Source organism: Thalassotalea sp. G20_0 (assembly GCF_017744175.1).
Taxonomy (GTDB): domain Bacteria; phylum Pseudomonadota; class Gammaproteobacteria; order Pseudomonadales; family Endozoicomonadaceae; genus Endozoicomonas.
Map to the genome: position 1 here is coordinate 1 of NZ_JAGHQV010000506.1, position 545 is coordinate 545.

General features: G+C 46.4%; 1 protein-coding gene. It reads right to left on the bottom strand.

The annotated features are described in order from the left end of the window. Positions 1 to 545 (bottom strand): hypothetical protein (locus J7438_RS27275; RefSeq protein ID WP_209279143.1); only part of this gene is annotated, 545 nt, incomplete at both ends.

Genomic DNA, 545 nt, shown 5'->3' on the forward strand with positions numbered 1-545 from the left:
TGCAAATGCTTTTGGTGGTGAGTGCAACAACATTATTCGGCGTATTCAAGACCAGGTTTGGAGTGCTGACCTGGCTAGAGGGAGCAGTTAAACCACTACCCACCTGTACTTTATCAAAATCCAGTGTGTCAGCTTTGACTGTAGCTGCATTGGTAATCGGACCGAGAGTCGCTATCCCATTAATATTGACAGTTTCGGCACCTGAAATCGCTCCGAGGCTGGCGTCTTTAGCGATATTCATGGTGGTGAGAGTTCCACCTTTGGCGACGTTAACAGACAGGTTCTGTTTACTGTTGGTTTGTACCTTCAGCGTCTGTTTAGGTGTTTGATCAGCATTGATGGACTGAACTGGCCCAACATCCAGAGCGGTCAAAACTCCGTCATCACTGACCTCAATACTTTCCAGATTGGTGAAGGTGCCGGATGCTTCCCAAGAACGTCCATTTATACTCATAGAGTTAATGGTGGAAATATTGCCCCCAATAGCACCACCACTGATAATCAGTTTGTCTGTATGAGTATCACCGTTCTTCAGTTCTGTGACC